Origin of the sequence: Thauera phenylacetica B4P (assembly GCF_000310225.1) — a bacterium.
Classification (GTDB): Bacteria; Pseudomonadota; Gammaproteobacteria; order Burkholderiales; family Rhodocyclaceae; genus Thauera; species Thauera phenylacetica.
The window spans coordinates 1-817 of sequence record NZ_AMXF01000533.1 but is presented as its reverse complement, the minus strand read 5'-3'; the positions used below and the strand labels follow the sequence as shown (position 1 = coordinate 817).

The window sequence follows — 817 nt, the reverse complement described above, 5'->3', positions numbered from 1 at the left end:
GCCGAGCCGCGCGCGCCGAAGGGCACCGCGGGGGGCGTGGCCGCCCGGCCGCCCGCCGCGTCCGGTGTGCCCACGGCCGCCCCTCCCTCCTCCCCTGCGTTCGTCTCCCACTCCGCCTCCACCACGATCGACGGCACCTGCTCGTCCGACAGCGACACCGTGTAGCCCTTGCGCACCACGCGCGCCGAGAGCCCGGCGAGCGGGCTGCGGTCGAGGGTGACGCGCACCGGGGCGCCCTCGTCCACCAGGCTGAAGTCGGCCAGCGGCACCAGGATGCGCAGCCGCGTCCGGCGGGTGTCGGCGATGCCGAGCAGGCGCTCGCCCATGCGCACGGCCGCGCCGGGCAGGCGGTCGGGGTCTTCGAGCAACACCTGGCCGGCGGTCTCGCTGCGCAGCTCGGCGCGCTCGAGCTGGGCGAGGTGGAAGTCGAGCTCGAGGCGCGCGCGCTCGAGCTCGACCTGGGTCACCGCCAGCTTGGCGCGGGCGTCGGCGTCGTAGTGCGCGGCGGCGCGGTTGCGCGCGAGCTCGGCCTGGGCCACGGACATGGCCTGGCGGGCCTCCTGGACGTTCTTCTCCAGCACGCGGGTGTCCATGCGCAGCAGCAGGTCGCCGGCGGCCACCTGCTGGCCCGGCACCACCGCGAGCGTGCCGACGATGCCGTCGATCGCCGAGAAGACGTGGCGCGGCTCCGCGGCGACGACCTGCACCGGCGCGGTGATCGCGGACGGCACCGGGATGGCCCCGGCCAGGCCCAGCACCACCAGCGCGGCGAGCAGCGCCCGGCCGCGCCGCGGGCTGCGCGCGGCGCGGCCGGGCA

1 protein-coding gene is annotated in these 817 nt (G+C 77.7%); it reads right to left on the bottom strand.

Annotation, left to right across the window (positions count from 1 at the left end; genetic code table 11):
- On the bottom strand, window positions 1-817 hold an 817-nt coding region (locus tag C667_RS23510; RefSeq protein WP_004391137.1), incomplete at both ends, for an efflux RND transporter periplasmic adaptor subunit.